Here is a 20,198-nt window from a genome sequence, read left to right on the forward strand (position 1 = left end):
TCCTTAAGACGTTAATACAAAACAATCCAGGTAACCTGGTTTGCTAGCATCAATTTTGTTCATAGGTGTTGCGTTGTGCCACACTTGACGGTCGTTTATTAATGCAAACATGCCGTCTTTTATTTCCATTTTAAAACAAGGCTCAGCTTGCTTGTTTTCGTATACAAGTAGCTCGCCGCCTTCTAAGTTCTCGTGAGAAACGCCGCATATACATACATGGTCAAAACCATCTTGATGCACGCCTTCTGGCGCTGCCGGCGTATCGCTGTTAATTGCAAGCATACGGAACTGATGTATTTCAATATCACGCTGCTCATCAATACCGGTAAGTTGGCGAAACTCATTTACAATGCTTTTCATGCCTTCTGACTCAAGTAAACTTTGCTCTAAGTTTTCGTAAGTACGCTCTACATTACCTTGAAAAGTATTAATTGAATCGTCTTGAACAAATGCTTTGGCTTGCTGTAGCTTTATTTCACCATCTTGCATTTTAACTACTGAGTAACGACGTTTACGAAAGGCGCCATCTGCATAAGGATTTGCAGGCAGGTTATCAAAAGAAGGCTTAACCAAATCAATATTTGCTTGGTTAACAAAACGTAGTTGCAGTAAATTCTGGTTGTTTAATGCTGTCATAAAATCTCGCCTAAAATAATGAGAATATTGATGAGGATTTTAATGCATTTTGATAGGATTTTTTGCGCGATTACTTACTTTAAAAGCAACTTAAGACTAGATTTAATACAATAATATAAAAAAAGAAGCATGAACTATCTAATATTTATTTTAGCCAATAAAAAACCCGCCTAAGCGGGTTTTTAAACAAACTCTAAAAATTATACAGCTTGTTGAATAATCACGTTGTCTGCTTTTTTAGTGTAAGCAGGCATGCGGTGGAAGTTCAAGTAACGGTATGTATCTGACGCCGTTGCATTGATCTTCGCAGCATATTCTTGGTACTCAGCGACTGTTGGTAATTTACCAATGATTGCAGCAATTGCAGCAAGCTCAGATGATGCTAAGAATACGTTTGCGCCATTACCTAAACGGTTAGGGAAGTTACGTGTAGAGGTAGACACAACCGTTGCTTTATCTGCAACACGTGCTTGGTTACCCATACATAGTGAACAACCTGGAGTTTCGATACGTGCGCCAACACGACCAAAAATACCATAGTAACCTTCTTCTGTAAGTTGGTCTTTGTCCATCTTAGTAGGTGGAGCAACCCAAAGCTGAGTCGGAAGTTGACCTTTAAAGCCATCAAGCAACTTACCAGCAGCACGGAAGTGACCAATGTTAGTCATACAAGAACCGATGAATACTTCATCAATTTTCTCGCCAGCAACATCAGAAAGAAGACGCGCATCATCAGGGTCATTTGGAGCACAAAGAACAGGTTCTTTAATCTCAGCTAAATCAATTTCAACGATATGCTTGTACTCTGCATCAGCGTCAGCTTCCATTAGTTCTGGGTTAGCTAACCAATCTTGCATTGCAGTAATACGACGTTCAATCGTACGTACATCACCGTAACCTTCAGAAATCATCCACTTAAGCATAACAATGTTTGATTCTAGGTATTCAGAGATAGACTCTTTAGATAACTTAACAGTACAACCTGCTGCCGAACGCTCTGCAGATGCATCTGATAATTCAAACGCTTGCTCAACAGTTAGGTGTTCAACGCCTTCAATTTCTAGTACGCGACCAGAGAATTCGTTAATTTTACCTTTTTTCTCAACTGTTAATAAACCTTGTTTGATACCGTAGTAAGGGATTGCATGAACAAGGTCACGTAGAGTGATACCTGGTTGCATTTCGCCTTTAAAACGAACCAAAATAGATTCAGGCATATCAAGCGGCATAACACCAGTTGCTGCTGCGAATGCTACTGCACCCGAACCTGCTGGGAATGAAATACCTAATGGGAAACGTGTATGTGAATCACCACCAGTACCTACGGTATCTGGTAATAACATACGGTTTAACCACGAGTGAATAATACCATCACCTGGACGAAGTGAAACACCGCCACGGTTCATGATGAAATCAGGAAGCGTATGGTGAGTGCTTACATCGATAGGCTTAGGATAAGCTGATGTATGACAGAATGACTGCATTGTTAAATCTGCAGAGAAACCTAAACATGCTAGATCTTTAAGTTCATCACGTGTCATAGGACCTGTTGTATCTTGCGAACCAACAGTTGTCATTTTAGGCTCACAGTACTGACCTGGGCGAATACCTGCAACGTTACATGCTTTACCAACCATTTTTTGCGCTAGTGTGAAGCCTTTATCAGAAACTTCTGTTGCTGTTGGTACTTTAAATGTATCAGTTGCACCTAAGCCAAGAGATGTACGCGCTTTGTCAGTTAAACCACGACCGATAATTAGTGGAATACGCCCACCAGCACGAACTTCATCTAAAATCACATCAGATTTAAGCTCAAAAGTAGAAATTACTTTATCAGTACCATGTTGCTTAACAACACCTTCGTACGGATAAATGTCGATTTGCTCGCCCATGTTGAGTTCATCAACATTTAATTCGATTGGTAATGCGCCTGAATCTTCCATTGTATTGAAGAAGATTGGAGCAATTTTATTACCTAGACATACACCGCCAACACGCTTGTTTGGTACGAATGGGATATCATCGCCCATAAACCAAAGTACAGAGTTAGTTGCAGACTTACGAGAAGAACCCGTACCAACAACATCACCTACGTAAGCAAGTGGTAAACCTTTAGTTTTTAATTCTTCAATCTGAGTAATTGGACCAACTTCGCCCGCTTTATCAGGTGTAATACCATCGCGTTCAATTTTTAGCATTGCTAAAGCATGAAGTGGGATATCTGGACGAGACCATGCATCTGGTGCAGGAGACAAGTCATCAGTATTTGTTTCGCCAGTTACTTTAAATACAGTAACTGAGATCTTTTCAGCAACAGCTGGCTTATTAGTAAACCATTCTGCATTTGCCCAAGACTCAATAATTTGCTTAGCGAATGTATTACCTGCTTTTGCTTTTTCTTCTACATCGTAGAACGCATCAAACATAAGTAATGTATTTGAAAGGCCTTTAACTACGATTGGTGCAAGTGTTTCGTCATCAAGTAGGTCAATCATTGGTGCGATATTGTAACCGCCCAACATTGTACCTAATAATTCTGCCGCTTTTTCTTTAGAAACAAGTGGAGAATTAGTTTCACCTTTAGCTACAGCTGCTAAGAAGCCCGCTTTAATATAAGCAGCATCATCAACACCTGCTGGTATACGCTGAATGAACAAATCTAAAATGAATTCTTCTTCACCTGCAGGTGGAGTTTTGATTAATTCAATAAGATCAGCAGTTTGCTGAGCATCTAATGGCGCTGGTACGATACCTAACGCGGCACGTTCTTCTACGTGTTTACGATATTCTTGTAGCACAATATTGCCCTCTTGGTGACGTGAAAGTATCCGGTAGCGCTTCAAGCGCAAATAAGTTACCCAATACTTATAGTATTCTAACGCGTAATTATAAAGCTTTTATGGATAGATGAAAATCCATCCAGTTACGCAACTGATTATACCGATTATAAATACTATGAATAGTGGTTGTAGTAAAAACTATTTTCATGAATACTTGTTAAGTAAGAATCATTACCATTAACCAATATTAATTTATTACAGGCATAAAAAAACCCAGCACTTGGCTGGGTTTTTATTACAAACTATTTAATTAACGTAAAACTTTAACGTTTTTGATAGTTTTGATATGCGCTTCTACACGACGGTTCTCTGCGTTTGCAGCTTTAGTGTTTGCATCATTTTTAAGACGCTCTTCACCTAAACCAACTGTAGTAATACGGTCTTTAGCAATGCCATCAGAAACTAATTGCTTAGCTACTGCATCAGCACGTTTTTTAGATAACCATTTGTTGTAAGTTGCTTTACCTACAGAAGAAGTGTGACCTTCTAAAAGTACTGTTGTATCTGGGTACTCTTTTAAGAATGCAGATACTTTTTCAATATCGTTTAAGTACTGAGTAGATACTGCTGAAGCATTGTTAGGGAAAGTCACTAATAAGCTTACAGTTACTTCTTTATCTTCATATAAAGTACAACCAGTGCCATCAACTGCATCAGTCATAGGCGTGTTAGCACACTTATCATCTGCATCAGGAATGTTGTCGTTGTCGCTATCTGTAGGAGCTACAGCTACTTCAATTACCTTAGGCTCTGGAGCTGGTTTAACTGGCTCTACAGGAGCTGAATTTTGGCCAAATAAGTAGTTAATACCAATTTTAGCGCCTACATCTGTGTAACCACGGTCAAGACCTTGGTATACAGCTGTTTCAGCATTTACAAATAAGCCATCTGTAATGAAATGTTGGTAACCAACACCTGCATTTAAGAATGTGTTGTCATCTACTACGTCCATTTCTTTAATACCGAAAAGACCGTAGAAAGGACCACCATTTAAATGGTAAAGAGCATCAATACCGTAACGCTCGCCATCAATACTGTTGCGGTTGCCAGCAACTTTATCAAAAGCATTAAAATCCATATCTGCATATTCAAGACGTGCGCTCCAGTAATCACTGAAACGGTAACCGGCTTCAACACCCCAGCCAGTTGATTCATTTACGTCAAGACCAGCTTGAGCACGCATGTTTTTCCAAGATGCGTCATAGTAGTCGCCAAATGCGCCAATGTAGAAACCTTCTTCTTTATCAGCAGCGAATGTAGATGCGCTAGTTGCAGCCAACGCGATTGCAATTGTAAGTGATTTTAATTTCATTGTTTTCTTCCCATTTGAACAATTTTAAATTGTAGCTAATCGATACTAGCTCAATCAGTTTTATATAGACTAACTGAGCCTTTGTTAATCAATACTTAACGAAAAATAAAGTTTATAACTTTTTTCTATGCCCAGTCACAACACACATCCACTTACTATAGGCGAAATTAAAACTTTATTGAAAAATAAATATAGTAGTTTTTTGTAAATTAGTACTTAGCAAGGAATGTAAGAGCAATTAAATTAAATGCACTTATAAATGTAAATGCAAAGAAACATTGCTTGGCTTTAATTCGGCGCATAATACCACCAGAATTAACATTCCCCTAGATATATGCGCATGTTTGATTAAAAAATGACTCTTTTTAATCATGTGGTTATATTTAAAGTTAAGAGTTAAGTACCACAAAAAGTCTGGTAATCATTCTCATTTATCGGCGTAGCTTGAAATTCTGATAATTTTCCACTGTCAGAATACGGGTTACTGGCTATTTTTATAAAGCGCTGTAGCAACTCACTAGACCCAGTAGCATTATATTGTGCAATTATTTCTTCGATCACATGATTACGCGGTATTACACGAGGATTTGCAGCTCTCATTACTTCATAACTATTATCGTCGGTTAAGCTTACCCACTTAGCTCTCCATTCAATTAGCGACTCTGGTATTACTACTTCTTCTTTTAAGGATTCAGTAAGCGCATCGAAAGTATTGGTGTAGTCGAGCTGGTTATCTTTTAATAGTGTTAACAACTCTGCGATTAACTCGCCGCTACTATTACAAGATTCATTTAAACCCAGTTTTTGTGCCCACATAGCCGTAAATTCAGTATTAAACTGCTCAGCAAAACTATTAATAAATGGCGTCATTAATGAAACCGCTTGCTCGTCATCATCGCTAATAAGTGGTATTAAACTCTCAGCTAAACGAGCACAGTTCCAGTTAGCTATATTAGGTTGATTACCAAATGCATACCGACCTTGTTTGTCGATAGAGCTAAATACGGTATCAAAGTCAAAGCTATTCATCATGGCACACGGGCCGTAATCAATGGTTTCTCCACTTACTAGCGTATTATCGGTATTCATTACTCCATGAATAAAGCCAACACGCATCCAGCTCACAACTAGCTTAACTTGGTTTTTAATCACAGCGCCTAAAAATGCTAAATAACGCTGCGATCCTGTATCGGTTATTTCTGGGTAGTGTCGCTCTATAGCTAAATCGGCTAAATTTTTAAGTCCTTCAACATCGCCTTGCGTCGCTAAATATTGAAACGAGCCAACACGAATATGGCTCGTTGCTAAACGAGTAACTATAGCGCCTGCTTGTGGCGGATTGCGATAAACCGTTTCGCCACTACCAACAACCGCTAAGCAGCGTGTGGTTTTAATGCCTAGTGCATGCATTGCCTCGCTCATTACGTATTCACGAATAGCAGGACCAAGTGCACAACGTCCATCTCCCCCTCTTGAGTAAGGAGTAGCACCAGAGCCTTTTAATTGAATATCCCACAACTGGTTTTTATCATCATTAATAGCGCCCAGCAAATGCGCTCGCCCATCGCCTAAACGTGGTGAAAAATGTCCAAATTGGTGCCCAGAGTAACCAAGTGCTACTGCAGGAATCGCCTGTTTTTCGTTACCGCTAAAAGTGCTAGCACGCAAATCAGCTGCAACGTTAATATTAAACTCTTTTGCTAAGCTCTCGTTCCACAGCAATAACTGAGGAGAGGCAACGCTTGCAGGAAAATCTTCTATCGCAAAGTTTTCCGTAATGTCTGTGTATCTTGGCACTAATTTCATGGTAATTCCTATTATTGCTGACTTATACCAACACGGTTGTCACCAACGCCATAAGCAACAATTAAACTTAACTCTTGCATACTTAAGCCGCTTTGCTTTTGCATTTCATTAAAAAAAGCTTGGGCAGCACTCAGTGATTTTTTAGTTTGTAAGCCGCCGTCTATAATTTTATGAGCACGTAAGTAATTCTCTACATCGCGTGATAGTAAAAAGGTATCTTTACCAAGTGCTCGTAGCGCATAAGGTCCTGTATTTCCGCCTAAACGCGAACCATGTTTTTTTAAATACGCCCATAAACCAATAATATCGTCTGCAGGCCAATTAGCGACAAACTGGCTAAAACTGCCATGTTCCCCTGCTATTTCGTGGATCATGTAAGCATTTTCGGTAATTGTTTTTACTTTTTTATAGTTACGAACGATTCGCTCATCCGTTGCTTTTTGTTCCAGCATATCAGGTGGCATCATTAATAACTTATCAACGCTAAAATCCCAAAAAACCTCTCTAAAGCCTGGCCACTTATTATTAATGACTGACCAATAAAAGCCGCTTTGAAATACTTTTCGAGTAAATTCCTCAAGCCAATCGTCGTCACTTAACGTGCTTAGTTGTTTTTTAGATAGCGGTTTTGCAAGTAATAACTTAAGCATTTTTTCGGAGCCTTTTCGCTCTACCGCTCGCTTATAAATATCGCTAAATTTTTCCATACTAATTAAATACCTCACTACTTATATTGCTAGTGTACGAGAAAAGCACCCAATACGTAACCACTCCCATTATGGATGAATGAATATGCATTTAGTCGCTTGACACCTAGACGGCTAAAATGCTTTAATCGCCGTAATTACCCTATTTAAATTGCACAGGTTTGTAAGTTTTTACTCTACAAACAGGTGTAAAGGGCTAGAAGAGGTGCGTTATTCAGGTAGCGTATGTTAGGAGCGCAAACTCCAGTGAGCATACGTGAGGGGAATTAACGCCGAGAAGTAACCACTTTTGCGAGGTGTTTATTTCGGGCGACTAGGTTGAACCCTAGCGACTGTCACCAATAGCTGCTTATAAAAGCAGCTTATTAGTTTGGTGGAGAGCTTCTGGTCTTAAATATTAAGGCCGTGCGCCCTATTATTTTAAGCCCATTCGCTCTTCGAATTATTAGTTCGAACGACGTTAATGCGGCTCCTTCCATAAAGCTTTTTAACTCTTCGAATAATACCAATTGCATTAAATTAGTTATCGCTAAAATGATCACGTTTTTAATAAAGTTGGTACAAATTATAAGTTCGTGAGAGATGATCAACAACTTCAATTTAAACGACTACTCATTGTGGACCGCGCTCGTAACGCCATTTGATCAACACGGCGATGTTGACTACAACACGTTAACTAAACTGGTTAGCGATCAAGAAGCGGCACATAACGGTATTTTACTACTTGGCAGTACGGGCGAAGGTTTAGCACTCACGCTAAAAGAGCAACAAGCCATTGTTGAACACGTATGCCAACTAAAACCAGCAGTACCACTCATGGTTGCTGTGGGCGGTAGTAACTTAAAGCAACAAATTGAGTGGGTTAACTACTGTAATACACTCCCAATTCATAGCTTTTTACTTGGCTCACCGCTTTATGCAAAGCCTGGCGCTATAGGTCAAACTCATTGGTTTGAAAGCCTACTTAATGCAAGTGTTCACCCGTGTATGCTTTATAACGTACCGGGTCGAAGTGCTGTTAGCATTCCAACGGCAACAATTCAAAACTTACAAAATAATAAAAATTTATGGGCACTAAAAGAAGCGAGCGGCAGCATTGCTCAGTTTGAAGCTTATCGCCAAGCAGCGCCTAATTTAGCTATTTTTAGTGGCGACGATGCGCTAATGCCATATTTTGCCCAAGCCGGTGCAAAAGGTTTAGTGTCGGTAGCTGCAAATGCATGGCCCGCACAAACTCACGAGTTTGTTAAACGCAGCTTAAGTGGTCAACACCCTAATTTATTTGCCCAGTGGTCAAGCGCTATTAATAGCCTATTTGCTGTTGCAAACCCTATTCCCGTAAAGGTATTGATGCATTTGCAAGGTCGCTTAAGCAGCCCGCAACTTCGTCCACCTTTAACACACCTTGAGTTAACTCAAACCGATTGCATCACAACTGCAAACAACACCATTTTATCTTGGCATTAAATACAGGTTTTTATAATGAGCTGGTTAGAACTATTAAATAATTTAGAATCGGGCGCAGTACGCGCAGCATCACAAAACGAAAGCGGCCAATGGCAAGCTAACGTAGAAGTAAAACAAGGCATTTTGGATGCCTTCAAAAATGGCACTAATACTGAGTTTGCAGGTGGTTTTGTTGATAAACATAACTTAGCTCCGCAAGAATTTAGTACTGACGATGGCGTACGTATGGTGCCGGGTGGCTCTAGTGTTCGCCGTGGTGCTTATGTTGCTAAAGGCACGATTATTATGCCACCAGCGTATGTAAACATTGGTGCATACATCGACGAAGGCACAATGGTAGATAGCCACGCATTAGTTGGCTCGTGTGCACAAGTAGGTAAAAACGTACATTTAAGTGCTGCAGTGCAGCTTGGTGGTGTACTTGAGCCAATTGGTGCAAGCCCAGTAGTTGTAGAAGACGACGCCTTTATTGGCGCTGGCTGTATTATTGTTGAAGGTGTAGTCATTAAAAAAGGTGCAGTACTTGCCCCAGGCGTGCGTTTATCGGCGACTATTCCGGTATACGACTGCGTAAACGAGCGCCAACTAGATAAAGGCGAGCCAATCCCAGAATACGCGATTGTAATACCAGGCTCTCGCCCTGCGTCAAACGAGTGGGCGCGCGAGCAAGGCTTAAGCATGTCGTGTGCGTTAATTGTTAAATACCGCGACGAGAAAAGCGATGCATCGTTATTGCTTGAAGAGGTTTTACGATAATGAGCTTTTTGAGCACGCCTATCAAAACCGCTGTAAATACAATTACACAACAACTTGATACACCTTTTTTTGTTTACGACCTAGATCAACTAAACGCGCATCTTGCACGTTTAGTTGCGCAAACCGATGTAAAACTGTGGTACGCGGTAAAAGCAAATCCACTGTCTAAAATTATTCAAAGCTTAGACAACGCTGGTTTTAATTTTGACGTAGCAAGTAAAGGTGAGCTTGAGCAAGTGCTAGCACAAGGTATTAGCTCACAGCGCGTGCTCAACACAGGGCCTGCAAAAAGCCCTAAACAAATTAAACACTTTATTGAGCGCGGAGTACGTATATTCGTAGCCGAAAGCCTCAATCAAGTACGTTGGTTAAACCAACAAGCGCAACTGCAAAATACGCAGTTACAAGTATTACTCCGAGTGCAATTACGCTGGCCTGAAGGTGAAAAAAATCCACTGGGCGGCGACAGCCTTACGCCGTTTGGTTTGGGTTGTGATGAGTGGCAAGCACTCAATGTAACCGACTACCCTGCACTTAAGTTTGACGGCTTACATATTTTTCAGTGGGGCAACATGCTTAGCACGCAAAAACTAAGCGACTTGTGGTCACAAATGATTGCACCTCTTAGCCAACTTGCCAGCGATTTAAATATTAGCCTTAAAATTCTCGATTTAGGTGGCGGTTTAGGTATTCCTTATACACAAAATGAAGCAACGCTTGATTGGGATGACTTAATAGCTGCGCTCGCTAAAATTAAAAATGATGCGGGTGTAGAGGAATTATGGATGGAACTTGGTCGTTATGCCGTTGGCGAATGTGGTCATTACGCAAACCCAGTAATAGAGCGCAAACAAAACTATAATCAACAGCAAGTCATTTTAAGCGGCGGTATAAACCACTTATTACGCCCTGCTGTTACCAGCCAAGATTTTCCTGCTGCGTTACTGCGTGAATCCAGTGCTAAAACTCAAGCGGTCACTTTATACGGCCCACTTTGTACAGCGCTTGATTGCTTGGGTGAACATAACTTACCAAGCGATTTAAATGAGCACGACTGGCTAGTGTTTAGCCAGTGCGGTGCTTACGGCTTTACCGAAAGTATGCCGTATTTTTTATGCCACGAGCTCGCCGGCGAGTACACATTGCAAAACGGTGAACTTACCTGTGTTCGCCAAGCCGAAAATGCCAGCCACTACTTAAGGTAATAAGCATGAGTAATACAACACACATCGGCCAAGAGAACATTGTAGTAGGGGAAGTTGCAAACGGCTTACCGCTTACAATTCCGGTGTATCGCTTAAAAGGCGATGGCACAGGGCCTAGTGTTTATGTTCAGGCCAATATGCATGGCGCTGAAGTGCAAGGTAACGCAGTTATTTTTCAGCTACTTGAGCAATTAAAACACCTAAACCTTAATGGCGATATTACATTAGTACCTTATGCTAACCCAATTGGTTGTAATCAAAAATCTGGCGAGTTTACCCTTGGCAGGTTCGATCCGATTACGGGCACTAATTGGAATCGCATGTATCACTACAATAAAAATTTAGTGGCACAGTTTGCACAAAATCATACCCAGTATGACGACGCTACATTAAAAAGTAACTTCAAACAGGCGCTTATTGACGAAGTAGACAGCAAACTTAACGGCCCTGCTTATTTACTTAATACGGGTAAACGCATTGCACTTAACCTACAAAAGCTCGCTCATCAGGCTGATATAGTACTCGATTTACACACAGGTCCTATTTCAAGCAAGCATTTGTACTGCCCAACCTATGCAACCGACAGCGCACGTTACTTTAATATTGAACATGTACTGCTTATTCCTAGTGATTTTGACGGCGCTATGGATGAAGCTAACTTTTGCCCATGGTGGCATTTGAGTGATGCACTTAGCGAGCAAGGTCGTGAATTATCAATACCTGTAGAAGCATTTACTGTAGAGCTAGGCAGCCAAGAAAAAATAGACTTAAAAGAAGCACTAAACGATGCTAACAGCATTTTAAGTTACTTAAATCACAAAGGCGTATTACAAAACGCACCGCATACGCCAGCCAATATGACTCGCTATGCATGTAATTTAGATGACTACTTTGCTTATTACGCCCCTATTGGCGGCATGGTTGAATACTTAGCCCCACTTGGTGGGCACATTAAAGCCGGTGAACCTATTGCTAATATTTTGCGCATGGAGCGCTACTTAAGCGAGCAACCACTGCAAACACTTACTCTCGATTGCGATGCAATTGCCATTTTGCACTTTGCCTCGGCGAGTGTTAACCAAGGCACCGAACTTTATAAGTTTTTTACTAACATATTTGAGCTTTAGCTCACCCTTCTCATTGCGTGAGAGCACATAGTTAATGTGCATTAAAAAAGCGGCCTAGGCCGCTTTTTTTCTGATCTATATTTACTTTGTATACGTACAGAGCTTGTTATAAATACAAATTCAGTAAAAGTTCACCGTTACATATGTAAAAAGACGTTATAATTAAATTAACGCATACAACACAACCCGAACCCACAAGGAATTACAATGAGCTGGCGCCACTGGATCACACTTTCTGCCTTAATAAGTACAGCTACCTTCGCACAAGAAGAAGTTGCTACAAATGAGCAAGACAACGACATCGAACTTGTAAAGCAGTGTATTTTAAATGAGGTAATTGGCGGAGATGGTAAACAAACATTAGACGATCTTCGTAAAAAGTGTTCAGCTCTTGAAGAAGACAAACAACTTACCGCGCTTGATAAACGCCAAGCTCGTGAAGAAGTAGGTAAAAAAAATAGAAATGTAATTACGCCACATAAGCGTAACTATATTTTACCGCTTTCGTACGTATCACACCCAAACGATCGCCCATTTGATGGCTTTGACGCACTAACCGACGACAACGACGGTGAACCGCTCGACAACTTAGAAGCAAAATACCAGCTATCGATAAAAGTACCTCTTTACGATGATTTTTCGGATAAAGACCAAGCCATATTTTTTGGCTTTACACTGCAATCATATTGGCAGCTTTATAACTCAGAAATTTCTTCTCCATTTCGTGAGACTAACTACGAACCAGAGATATTTTGGATAAATTACCTCGACCCAGAAAACGTATTATGGGGCGACGAAATGGCAATTGCTTTAGGTATTTCGCATCAGTCAAATGGTCGAAGCCAACCAAACTCACGTTCGTGGAACCGTATTTATGCAGACTTTATCTGGGAAAACAGAGGCTTTGTTTTTAGCTTTAAACCTTGGTACCGAATAGCTGAGGACGAAAAAGAAGATATTTTAGAAGCCAATGGCGACGACAACCCAGACATATATAAATACATGGGTTACTTTGAGTTTAGCGGCGCGTATCGTTTTCATGACCATGAATTTAGCTTTATGACACGTAACAACTTAAATTCAGATAATCGTGGTGCAATTCAACTCGACTGGTCGTTTCCTTTATGGGGCCGCGTTCGTGGTTATGCACAATACTTTAACGGTTATGGCGAAAGCTTAATTGATTACAATGCGGATGTAGAACGTATTGGTGTTGGTATATTATTAACCGATCTGCTGTGATACTTCTCTAAGTTTTACACACAAAAAAGCCAAGCATCGCTTGGCTTTTTTGTGTTTTGAACAGCTAAACAGTTATTTTTTTACTACAAACTGCCCTTCAAATTCTGCAACCACGTTATCACCATCGTAAATAGTTACAGGCACTACGTAACTTGCTTTACCGTCGGTTTCTAAATCGCTTAACTTGCCCTTACAGGTTTGTATATCAACACAACCACGTGGGTCGGTAGTAAGCGGCTTTAAGTACTTAATGTTAGCATCGGCTAATACAATATTACCTTCAAGCCCAGCTTCTTTAAGCGCTAAGTACGTAGCGCCCCAACCTGTTAGCGTGGCCAAGCTATAAATAGAGCCTGCAAACATGGTGTTATGTAGGTTTAAGTTAGCGTCTAGGTCGGCGCTGGTTGTAAATTGCCAATCGGTATAGCTTTCTACCTTAATACCCATCGCGTCACTAATTGGAATAGACTCACGCCACGTATTTTGTAGTACTTGCGTCCAATTTGGATGACGAAACCAGCCTGGCTCACACGGTTTTTGCTTTACCATTTTAAAGTGTTGTACATCGCCATACGCTAAGTGCGCTTTTTCTTTTAATTCGTAACCGTGGCGTTTATAAAACTCAAGCGCTCGTTCGCGTGCAAACAAAACCAGTTCATCGGCATTTTGTGTCCATGCTATTTTTTCAAGCTCATGAAGCAAACGACTACCAATATGCTGATTACGGTTCCCCTCTGCAACTGCCATGTAGCGCACTTGTGCTTGCTCATGACTGTTAAAGTGCAAACGTGCTACACCTAGCACTTCGCCTTCTTTATTTTTTATAAAGCGGTGCTCAGAGTCTTGTTCCATATCGTCTTGTTCAGAGCCACGAGGCTCGCCCCAAGGCGCGCGTAATACCTGCCAACGCAATTGGTAATACGCTTGCCAATCTTCGCTACTTTGTGGGGTGCTTACCTGAAACATACATACTCCTGTTGTTATATAAGCCGTAAATAAAAGTCAAAAAAAGGCTACGGCGCTATACTAATAGTATTGGTTATCTACCAAGCTAAAAAAATAAAATAATTAAATTGATTGGCATTATTATGGCAAATACCATACTCCATCTTAAAAAAACTGCAAATACGACTTTGGTGATGGCTGTAAAATAACGTAAAAAAATAATGACAAAGGCCATTGCGCTTTAACGTTGCTAGTTTATGCTGAGAATATGACTGAAAAAATCAATTATATAAATTCACTAACTGGTTTGCTGAGCGATCAATTTATTGAAAATAGCCACAGCATTGGTCAGTTAATCTATTGGCATAAATGCAGTGGCGATCACATTCAAGTACGTGAGCACGAGCAGTTACGCTGGTTACTTATTAACGACACTCTTCAATCTGTTATTGATTTAAATAACCCGGATTTATTACTTTTTCCACATTTATTGTACCTAGATAAGCACTGGCAAGCTCTTAGCGCGCCACAAAAAGTGTTAGAACTTGGCCTTGGCGGCGGTGCAATTCGTAACTATTTACAACACAAATACCCTAAAGCACAAATAACATCGGTTGAAAAAAACGCCGATATTATTGATTGCTATACCCAGTTTTTTTCGTCAAATAAGAATGAGCAACTGCTGTGCGCCGATGCGCAACAGATTTTAGAAAGTGTGCAAAATATTGATTGGATTATTCTAGATTTATTTAGCCAAATAGACGCGCCTCGATTTTTATTTGAAGAGGCATTTTATAAAAAAATCTACTCGGCTTTAAATAACAACGGCGTGCTATTTATTAACTTTTTATCGCAGCATGAGTCGCAATTAAAGCAACTTCAGCAGCTATTACTCGATGTATTTGGTTGTAATGTTAGCCCGCAAAAAATTACGGGCTATGTAAATCATATTGTCGTGGTAACCAAAAACTTAAACAGATAAGTTAAACGTAACGGGCCCATCGTTACACAAGCTTACTTGCATATCGGCACCAAACTCACCTGTGGCTATTGTAAGCCCCAACTCTTTAGCTTGAGCTACAAAGTATTCGTAAAGCTCGTTAGCTTGGCTTGGCGTTGCCGCAGATGAAAAACTAGGGCGCATACCCTTTTTAGTATCAGCCGCTAGCGTAAATTGCGAAACAACAAGTAACTCACCTTTAATATCTTTAAGGCTTAAGTTCATTTTGTCGTTTTCGTCAGTAAAAATACGATAATTACTTACCTTGTGTAAAAGCTTATCGGCCGTTTGTTTGTCGTCGTGTTTTTCAACGCCCAGCAACAACAATATACCTTGGCTAATTTCGCCTACCACGTGGTTGTTAATTTCTACTTTGGCATGCTTTACACGTTGTATTAAACCTTGCATTTAAACTGTGTCCTTTACTGCTGGTTCATCATCTTCTAGTTCAAGCTCTGGTGTTTCTGGAATATCATTTGGGCTAATGCACGCAGTAAATTCAGCGCCAAGCAAAACAACGACCCACGACAAATACACCCATACAAATAAAATAGGAATGGTTGCTACTGCGCCATAAATAACTTCGTACGACGGAAAATGACTAATATAAAGTGCAAACCCTTTTTTGGTCAGCTCAAATAAAAGCGCCGCAAAAAAAGCGCCAGGTATTGCCGCTCTAAACGACACCCGTGTATTAGGCACTAAAGTGTAGAGCATAATAAAGCCCACCATTGAAATTCCATACGGCAATAGCTTTAACAAAAACCCGCTAAACCCCGGAATCCCCTGATCAGCAAACGACACCAAAGATACAATATAAGAGGTAACACCAATACTGGCACCGAGCAACATAGGCCCTAAGCTCAAAACCATCCAGTACACAGCAAATGAGATCATCATTGGGCGCTTTTTCTTAATTCGCCAAATTCGGTTTAATGTGGCATCTACATTACGTATTAACAGCAAGGCTATTGCAGCTAAAAAGCCAATACCTACTGCCGTCATTTGGTTGGCATTGCCCGCAAAGGAGCTAATATGCTCTCTAATAACATCGGTAGAGGTGGGTACAAAATTAGTGAACAAAAAGCTCTCAATTTCCATGCGAGTAGATTCAAAGCCCGGAAAGGCTGAAAATATAGCAACACCCACCGCAATTAATGGCACTAAAGAAAGAAGTGTCACGTAAGCAAGGTAACCTGCATTAACCGTTATTTGATCGTCTATACAACGATTAAAATACTGCATCCACCAACCAGGTTGCTGGCGTATAAAGGACTTAACTTGCTGTTTGTAATGTGAGAGCTTATCATTCATACAATTGACTTGTGCTTATATAGTTTTGATTATAATAACAATCAGCGCCATAATTTACAGCACTAACGCTCGCAAACAGGAATTCAAATGAAAAAACAAACATTACTCAGTGTTTCAATGCTTGTAGTAACACTTACTTTAACTGGCTGCCAATCAGCTTATTATTCTGCAATGGAAAAAGTCGGTGTTCACAAACGCGATATTCTTATTGACCGCGTAGAAGAAACCAAAGACTCGCAACAAGAGTCACAAGAAGAATTTAAATCGGCACTAGAGCGCTTAACTACTCTAATCGATTTTAATGGTGGCGAACTACAAGACACTTACAATCAATTAAACGACGATTACGAGTCGAGCTTAAATGCCGCTAACGAAGTATCAACTAACATCAATAAAGTAGAAGACGTGGCAGAAGCGCTATTTGATGAGTGGGCCGATGAGTTAGAGCAATACAAAAGCGCATCACTTAAGCGTGAAAGCAGCAAAAAGCTAGCCGCGACTAAGCGTCAATTTGATCAGCTATTACGCTCAATGCGCAGCGCAGAGAGTAAAATGGAGCCAGTATTAACCTCGCTTCATGATAACGTTTTATACCTAAAGCATAACTTAAATGCACAAGCGGTATCGGCTATTAAAGGTGAATTCACTAACCTTAAGCGCGATATTCAATTGTTGATGAACGACATGAACAAATCGATTGCCGATTCAAACAAATTTATTGAACAAATGAATAGCGCTGGCTAATTATTTGTTACTTTAACAAGCCTGCTTAATTGCAGGCTTTTTTATGTTAAAGGGAATGCTAAAAGGGATTTACAATGAAACGCTTTTTAATCGCAACAACGCTCTTATGTATATTAACGGCCTGCGGTGCCCCTAATAATATTAATCGTATTACCAGCCCTGACTCAGTTGTTGTTATTAATGATAAGAACGGTCGTTATAAAAATTTATACACAGGTGAAAAAACATATCCCACTACCTGTACTGAAAACTGCTACCCAGCCGACCCAGACTTACTATGCAAAACCGGCAGCGAAAACTGCCAGTACCAAGGCCAGCAAACTAAACCACAACTTAGCACCGGTTATACCGTACGCTGGCTTGGCCACGCTAGTTTTGTAATTAACACTCCAAATGGGCAAAGTGTGCTGTTTGATCCGGTAAAAAATCAGTTTGATTCTCCAGTCGCACTTGGCTTTAAACTCGGCGGTGGTATTTATCGTAAAGCAGGGGCTTGGCCTAGTGAGCAAGAACTCAAAAATATTGATGCGGTAATGTATTCGCATATTCATTACGATCATTTTAATAAAGCCGACATACAAAGCATTGGCAATAAACCTCGCTATTTAACACCACTCGGTATGGCCGACAACTTCCCCACCGGCGGTTTTAATATTAGCGAAATGCCATGGTACTCAACAACCAGCATTGACGACTTAGTTATTAATGCCGTGCCAGCTCATCATTTTAGCGCTCGCGTATTAGTGCCCTTTATTTACGAAGATAATAATAAAGACGCATGGAATGGCTGGCTGCTCGAACAAAACGGTAGCACCTTATTTTTTGCAGGCGATACAGGCTACTCAAACCACTTTAAAGATATACAGCAAAAATATGGCGATATTGATGTGTGCTTAATGCCTATCGCATCTTACTACAGTAAAGAAAGTGGTAAATTTTATCGTTACGTCCACACCACACCAGAGGATGCGCTAAACGCAGCACAAGAGCTTAACTGCAAAGTAATGATACCGTGGGGATACGGTAACTCAAGTTGGAAAATGGGCGACCACAGCAGCCATTCAGCCTTACTGCGCTTATTGCATATGTACAATAAAATGGATTCAAAAGTACCGCTGTACATTTTAAACGAAGGCGAAAGTATTTCACTGTAACTATTTACTTAGCTGTTTTAAGATTGTTATTACATTAAGACAAGCACACAATAAAATTGAGAAATTAATGAAAAAATTAGCACTCGCCTTAAGCTTTTTATTAAGCACGCCAGCAATGGCTATTGATGTTGAACATACATCAACTCCAATTACTATTGATGGCGTATCAGAAAGTGCGTGGGATAAAGCCGCTTGGCACGATATGCCTTATTTAATGGATGGCACACTGCCAGCAAACGATGCCGACTTTAAAGGGCGTTATCGCTTACTGTGGGATCAAAACTATTTATACCTACAAGCCGATATTGTGGATGACGTTTTAATAGATACACACGCCGATCCAACCTATAAATATTGGGATGACGACGCGCTTGAAGTATTTATTGATAGCGATGCATCAGGCGGTAATCACCAATTTAATCACACCGCTTTGGCGTACCACATTGGCCTTGATAACCAAGCCGCCGATTACGGACCTGATAAAAAAGCCCATTTGTATACCGACCACCTAGTCAGTAACTGGAAGCGCAACACCACCGCACCTTTTAACATTACCTGGGAAGTAGCAATAAAGCTCTACCCTAATGATTATAAAGAAGGTGCTAAAAACACCCCAATTACACTTAGCGAAAAGCAAGTAATCGGATTTATGTTAGCGTATTGCGATAACGATGGCAGTGACGTGCGCGAGCACTTTATGGGCTCACACGAAGTACAGCCAGTAAACGGCGACAGAAACCGTGGGTTTATAGATGCTGACGTATTTGGCAAAATTACCCTACTCCCTAAAAAGTAAGTAACTACCAATAAAATAATTGAACACGTATGTTGGGTTGAGCGAAGCGAAACCCAACGAAAAAACACCCCACCAACAAACACAGGGGCTTTGCATTATCGGGGATTTTAAAACGCATTAAATATGACATCAAATTAAATGCGTTTGGATAGAGATTAGTCTAACTTTAAATTTTTAACACCAAAAGGTATATGAACTGAAGGGGCAACTGTACTTGTAGAGTTTAAATGCCCTGATTGGTCATCGAAGAAGATATGAGGCTTAAGTACTCCTAATACTAAACCTTTATCTACACCACCGAGGAAAAATGCATCGTTAGCCATTACACCCCATTTCTTTAGAGTATTTAGAGCTCTCTCATGTGATGGAGCATTACGGGCAGTTACAATTGAAACTCTCAGACGATTTTTATAGTCAGGATCAGATTTCTTCTTTTTTTCTTCTAATTTTTGAATATCAGATATTTTTACAAGAAATTCTTTCAAAGGTCCTGGATTATGAGGCTGCAACACATTCTTAGTTTCATGTTCATGAAACTGGTTAACATCATTTGTATTATGCATTACCGTTTCAGATTCATCGTCAGCTAGAACACCATCAAAATCGAAAGCTATTCTTAAATCATCATCGTCTTCATCTACAATTGCTGATTCGAGAACATGACCCGCAGGGTATCCCATATCTATTGCTTCTTTGATATCAGAAGAATTACCGGATAAAAATAAAGATATACTTAATGCTGGAATATATTCGTAAGGAGATTTTCCTTGCATAAAAATAGCACGTGATATTGGTAAGCCATGGTGCTTAATCGATTTCATGACACGTAATCCGGTATCTGGATCATTACGTGATAGTAATACTACTTCCACTAAAGGATCAGTTTTAGGATTCTCGCTTAAGTTATTTAAAGAAAGTAACCGTTTAATAAATGAAAATGACACTCCTTTATCAAGCGGGTTATCAAGATTTTCTAATTGGTACTTCCTATACTCTTCCTCACCCTGCTTTCTGAAAACAGTATCCGATTCTAACAAATCAAACATAGCACTTGAAGCTACACCAATTACTAGGGCGTGTTGATCTTTGCGGTATAAAAAACAAACAGCATGAGGATAAGGTATAATTGAATTCGCTAAAAAACGTT

18 protein-coding genes and 1 riboswitch are annotated in these 20,198 nt (G+C 40.2%); of the genes, 9 read left to right on the forward strand and 9 right to left on the reverse strand.

Features of this window, described 5'->3' with window-relative positions; genetic code table 11:
• Positions 1 to 3: 3 nt before the first annotated feature.
• The 5 genes from AAEY68_RS15535 to AAEY68_RS15555 all read right to left on the reverse strand — a co-directional run bounded on the left by AAEY68_RS15535 (position 4) and on the right by AAEY68_RS15555 (position 7,301).
• Positions 4 to 636: a 2OG-Fe dioxygenase family protein gene (locus AAEY68_RS15535; protein ID WP_008167256.1), complete on the reverse strand. Its 633-nt coding sequence runs from the start codon at positions 634 to 636 to the stop codon at positions 4 to 6.
• Between the two features lie 200 nt (positions 637 to 836).
• The gene (gene acnB / locus AAEY68_RS15540; protein WP_007579986.1) at positions 837 to 3,434 is read right to left on the reverse strand and encodes a bifunctional aconitate hydratase 2/2-methylisocitrate dehydratase; all 2,598 of its coding nucleotides are present in this window, start codon (positions 3,432 to 3,434) and stop codon (positions 837 to 839) included.
• A gap of 292 nt (positions 3,435 to 3,726) precedes the next feature.
• Positions 3,727 to 4,788 (reverse strand): OmpA family protein, encoded by a 1,062-nt coding sequence (locus AAEY68_RS15545; protein WP_007579984.1) that lies wholly within the window; start codon positions 4,786 to 4,788, stop codon positions 3,727 to 3,729.
• Between the two features lie 396 nt (positions 4,789 to 5,184).
• A complete protein-coding gene (locus tag AAEY68_RS15550; protein WP_197176357.1) occupies positions 5,185 to 6,594 on the reverse strand; it encodes a protein adenylyltransferase SelO in 1,410 nt (469 codons plus the stop codon).
• 11 nt (positions 6,595 to 6,605) lie between these two features.
• Positions 6,606 to 7,301: a DNA-3-methyladenine glycosylase I gene (locus tag AAEY68_RS15555; RefSeq protein WP_024589543.1), complete on the reverse strand. Its 696-nt coding sequence runs from the start codon at positions 7,299 to 7,301 to the stop codon at positions 6,606 to 6,608.
• Positions 7,302 to 7,493: 192 nt separating this feature from the next.
• Positions 7,494 to 7,693, forward strand: a riboswitch (Lysine riboswitch).
• Between the two features lie 190 nt (positions 7,694 to 7,883).
• Between AAEY68_RS15555 and dapA the strand changes: the two genes are divergently transcribed.
• From dapA to AAEY68_RS15580, 5 genes are all read left to right on the forward strand, one after another.
• On the forward strand, positions 7,884 to 8,768 hold the full coding sequence (dapA, locus tag AAEY68_RS15560) for a 4-hydroxy-tetrahydrodipicolinate synthase (RefSeq protein ID WP_007579977.1): 885 nt from the start codon (positions 7,884 to 7,886) through the stop codon (positions 8,766 to 8,768).
• 15 nt (positions 8,769 to 8,783) lie between these two features.
• Positions 8,784 to 9,524 (forward strand): 2,3,4,5-tetrahydropyridine-2,6-dicarboxylate N-succinyltransferase, encoded by a 741-nt coding sequence (locus tag AAEY68_RS15565; protein ID WP_007376223.1) that lies wholly within the window; start codon positions 8,784 to 8,786, stop codon positions 9,522 to 9,524.
• The gene (locus tag AAEY68_RS15570; protein WP_197180077.1) at positions 9,524 to 10,729 is read left to right on the forward strand and encodes a PLP-dependent decarboxylase; all 1,206 of its coding nucleotides are present in this window, start codon (positions 9,524 to 9,526) and stop codon (positions 10,727 to 10,729) included. The genes AAEY68_RS15565 and AAEY68_RS15570 overlap by 1 nt, the downstream gene beginning before the upstream one ends.
• A gap of 5 nt (positions 10,730 to 10,734) precedes the next feature.
• Positions 10,735 to 11,856, forward strand: coding sequence for a succinylglutamate desuccinylase/aspartoacylase family protein (locus tag AAEY68_RS15575; RefSeq protein ID WP_350586315.1), 1,122 nt, complete (start codon positions 10,735 to 10,737; stop codon positions 11,854 to 11,856).
• A gap of 207 nt (positions 11,857 to 12,063) precedes the next feature.
• Positions 12,064 to 13,098 (forward strand): phospholipase A, encoded by a 1,035-nt coding sequence (locus tag AAEY68_RS15580; protein WP_101216842.1) that lies wholly within the window; start codon positions 12,064 to 12,066, stop codon positions 13,096 to 13,098.
• Positions 13,099 to 13,170: 72 nt separating this feature from the next.
• On the opposite strand, the gene AAEY68_RS15585 is transcribed toward AAEY68_RS15580, so the two are convergent.
• Entirely contained in the window at positions 13,171 to 14,064 is an 894-nt protein-coding gene (locus AAEY68_RS15585; RefSeq protein ID WP_024589539.1) for a bifunctional GNAT family N-acetyltransferase/hotdog fold thioesterase, read from the reverse strand.
• 247 nt (positions 14,065 to 14,311) lie between these two features.
• Here AAEY68_RS15585 and AAEY68_RS15590 point away from each other — a divergent pair, with 247 nt between their 5' ends.
• A complete protein-coding gene (locus tag AAEY68_RS15590) occupies positions 14,312 to 15,025 on the forward strand; it encodes a spermidine synthase (RefSeq protein WP_007376217.1) in 714 nt (237 codons plus the stop codon).
• On the opposite strand, the gene dtd is transcribed toward AAEY68_RS15590, so the two are convergent.
• On the reverse strand, positions 15,014 to 15,451 hold the full coding sequence (gene dtd / locus AAEY68_RS15595; protein ID WP_007582156.1) for a D-aminoacyl-tRNA deacylase: 438 nt from the start codon (positions 15,449 to 15,451) through the stop codon (positions 15,014 to 15,016). The two genes, AAEY68_RS15590 and dtd, sit on opposite strands and share 12 nt — an antisense overlap.
• A complete protein-coding gene (locus AAEY68_RS15600) occupies positions 15,452 to 16,357 on the reverse strand; it encodes a virulence factor BrkB family protein (RefSeq protein ID WP_007582159.1) in 906 nt (301 codons plus the stop codon).
• A gap of 87 nt (positions 16,358 to 16,444) precedes the next feature.
• Between AAEY68_RS15600 and AAEY68_RS15605 the strand changes: the two genes are divergently transcribed.
• The 3 genes from AAEY68_RS15605 (at position 16,445) to AAEY68_RS15615 (ending at position 19,051) form a co-directional block, all read left to right on the forward strand.
• Complete coding sequence (locus tag AAEY68_RS15605; protein WP_169061162.1) at positions 16,445 to 17,101, forward strand: DUF2959 domain-containing protein; 657 nt, start codon at positions 16,445 to 16,447, stop codon at positions 17,099 to 17,101.
• Between the two features lie 74 nt (positions 17,102 to 17,175).
• Positions 17,176 to 18,255 carry an MBL fold metallo-hydrolase gene (locus tag AAEY68_RS15610; protein WP_350586318.1) on the forward strand — a complete coding sequence of 360 codons (1,080 nt, stop codon included), beginning with the start codon at positions 17,176 to 17,178 and terminating at the stop codon, positions 18,253 to 18,255.
• 67 nt (positions 18,256 to 18,322) lie between these two features.
• Positions 18,323 to 19,051 carry a CBM9 family sugar-binding protein gene (locus AAEY68_RS15615; RefSeq protein WP_350586320.1) on the forward strand — a complete coding sequence of 243 codons (729 nt, stop codon included), beginning with the start codon at positions 18,323 to 18,325 and terminating at the stop codon, positions 19,049 to 19,051.
• 155 nt (positions 19,052 to 19,206) lie between these two features.
• On the opposite strand, the gene AAEY68_RS15620 is transcribed toward AAEY68_RS15615, so the two are convergent.
• A partial coding sequence (locus tag AAEY68_RS15620) for a 5'-nucleotidase (protein ID WP_350586322.1) occupies positions 19,207 to 20,198 on the reverse strand: 992 nt, incomplete at its 5' end.

The sequence above is a fragment of the Pseudoalteromonas sp. RB2-MNA-CIBAN-0110 genome (genome assembly GCF_040309305.1).
In the GTDB taxonomy this organism is placed as follows: domain Bacteria; phylum Pseudomonadota; class Gammaproteobacteria; order Enterobacterales; family Alteromonadaceae; genus Pseudoalteromonas; species Pseudoalteromonas arctica.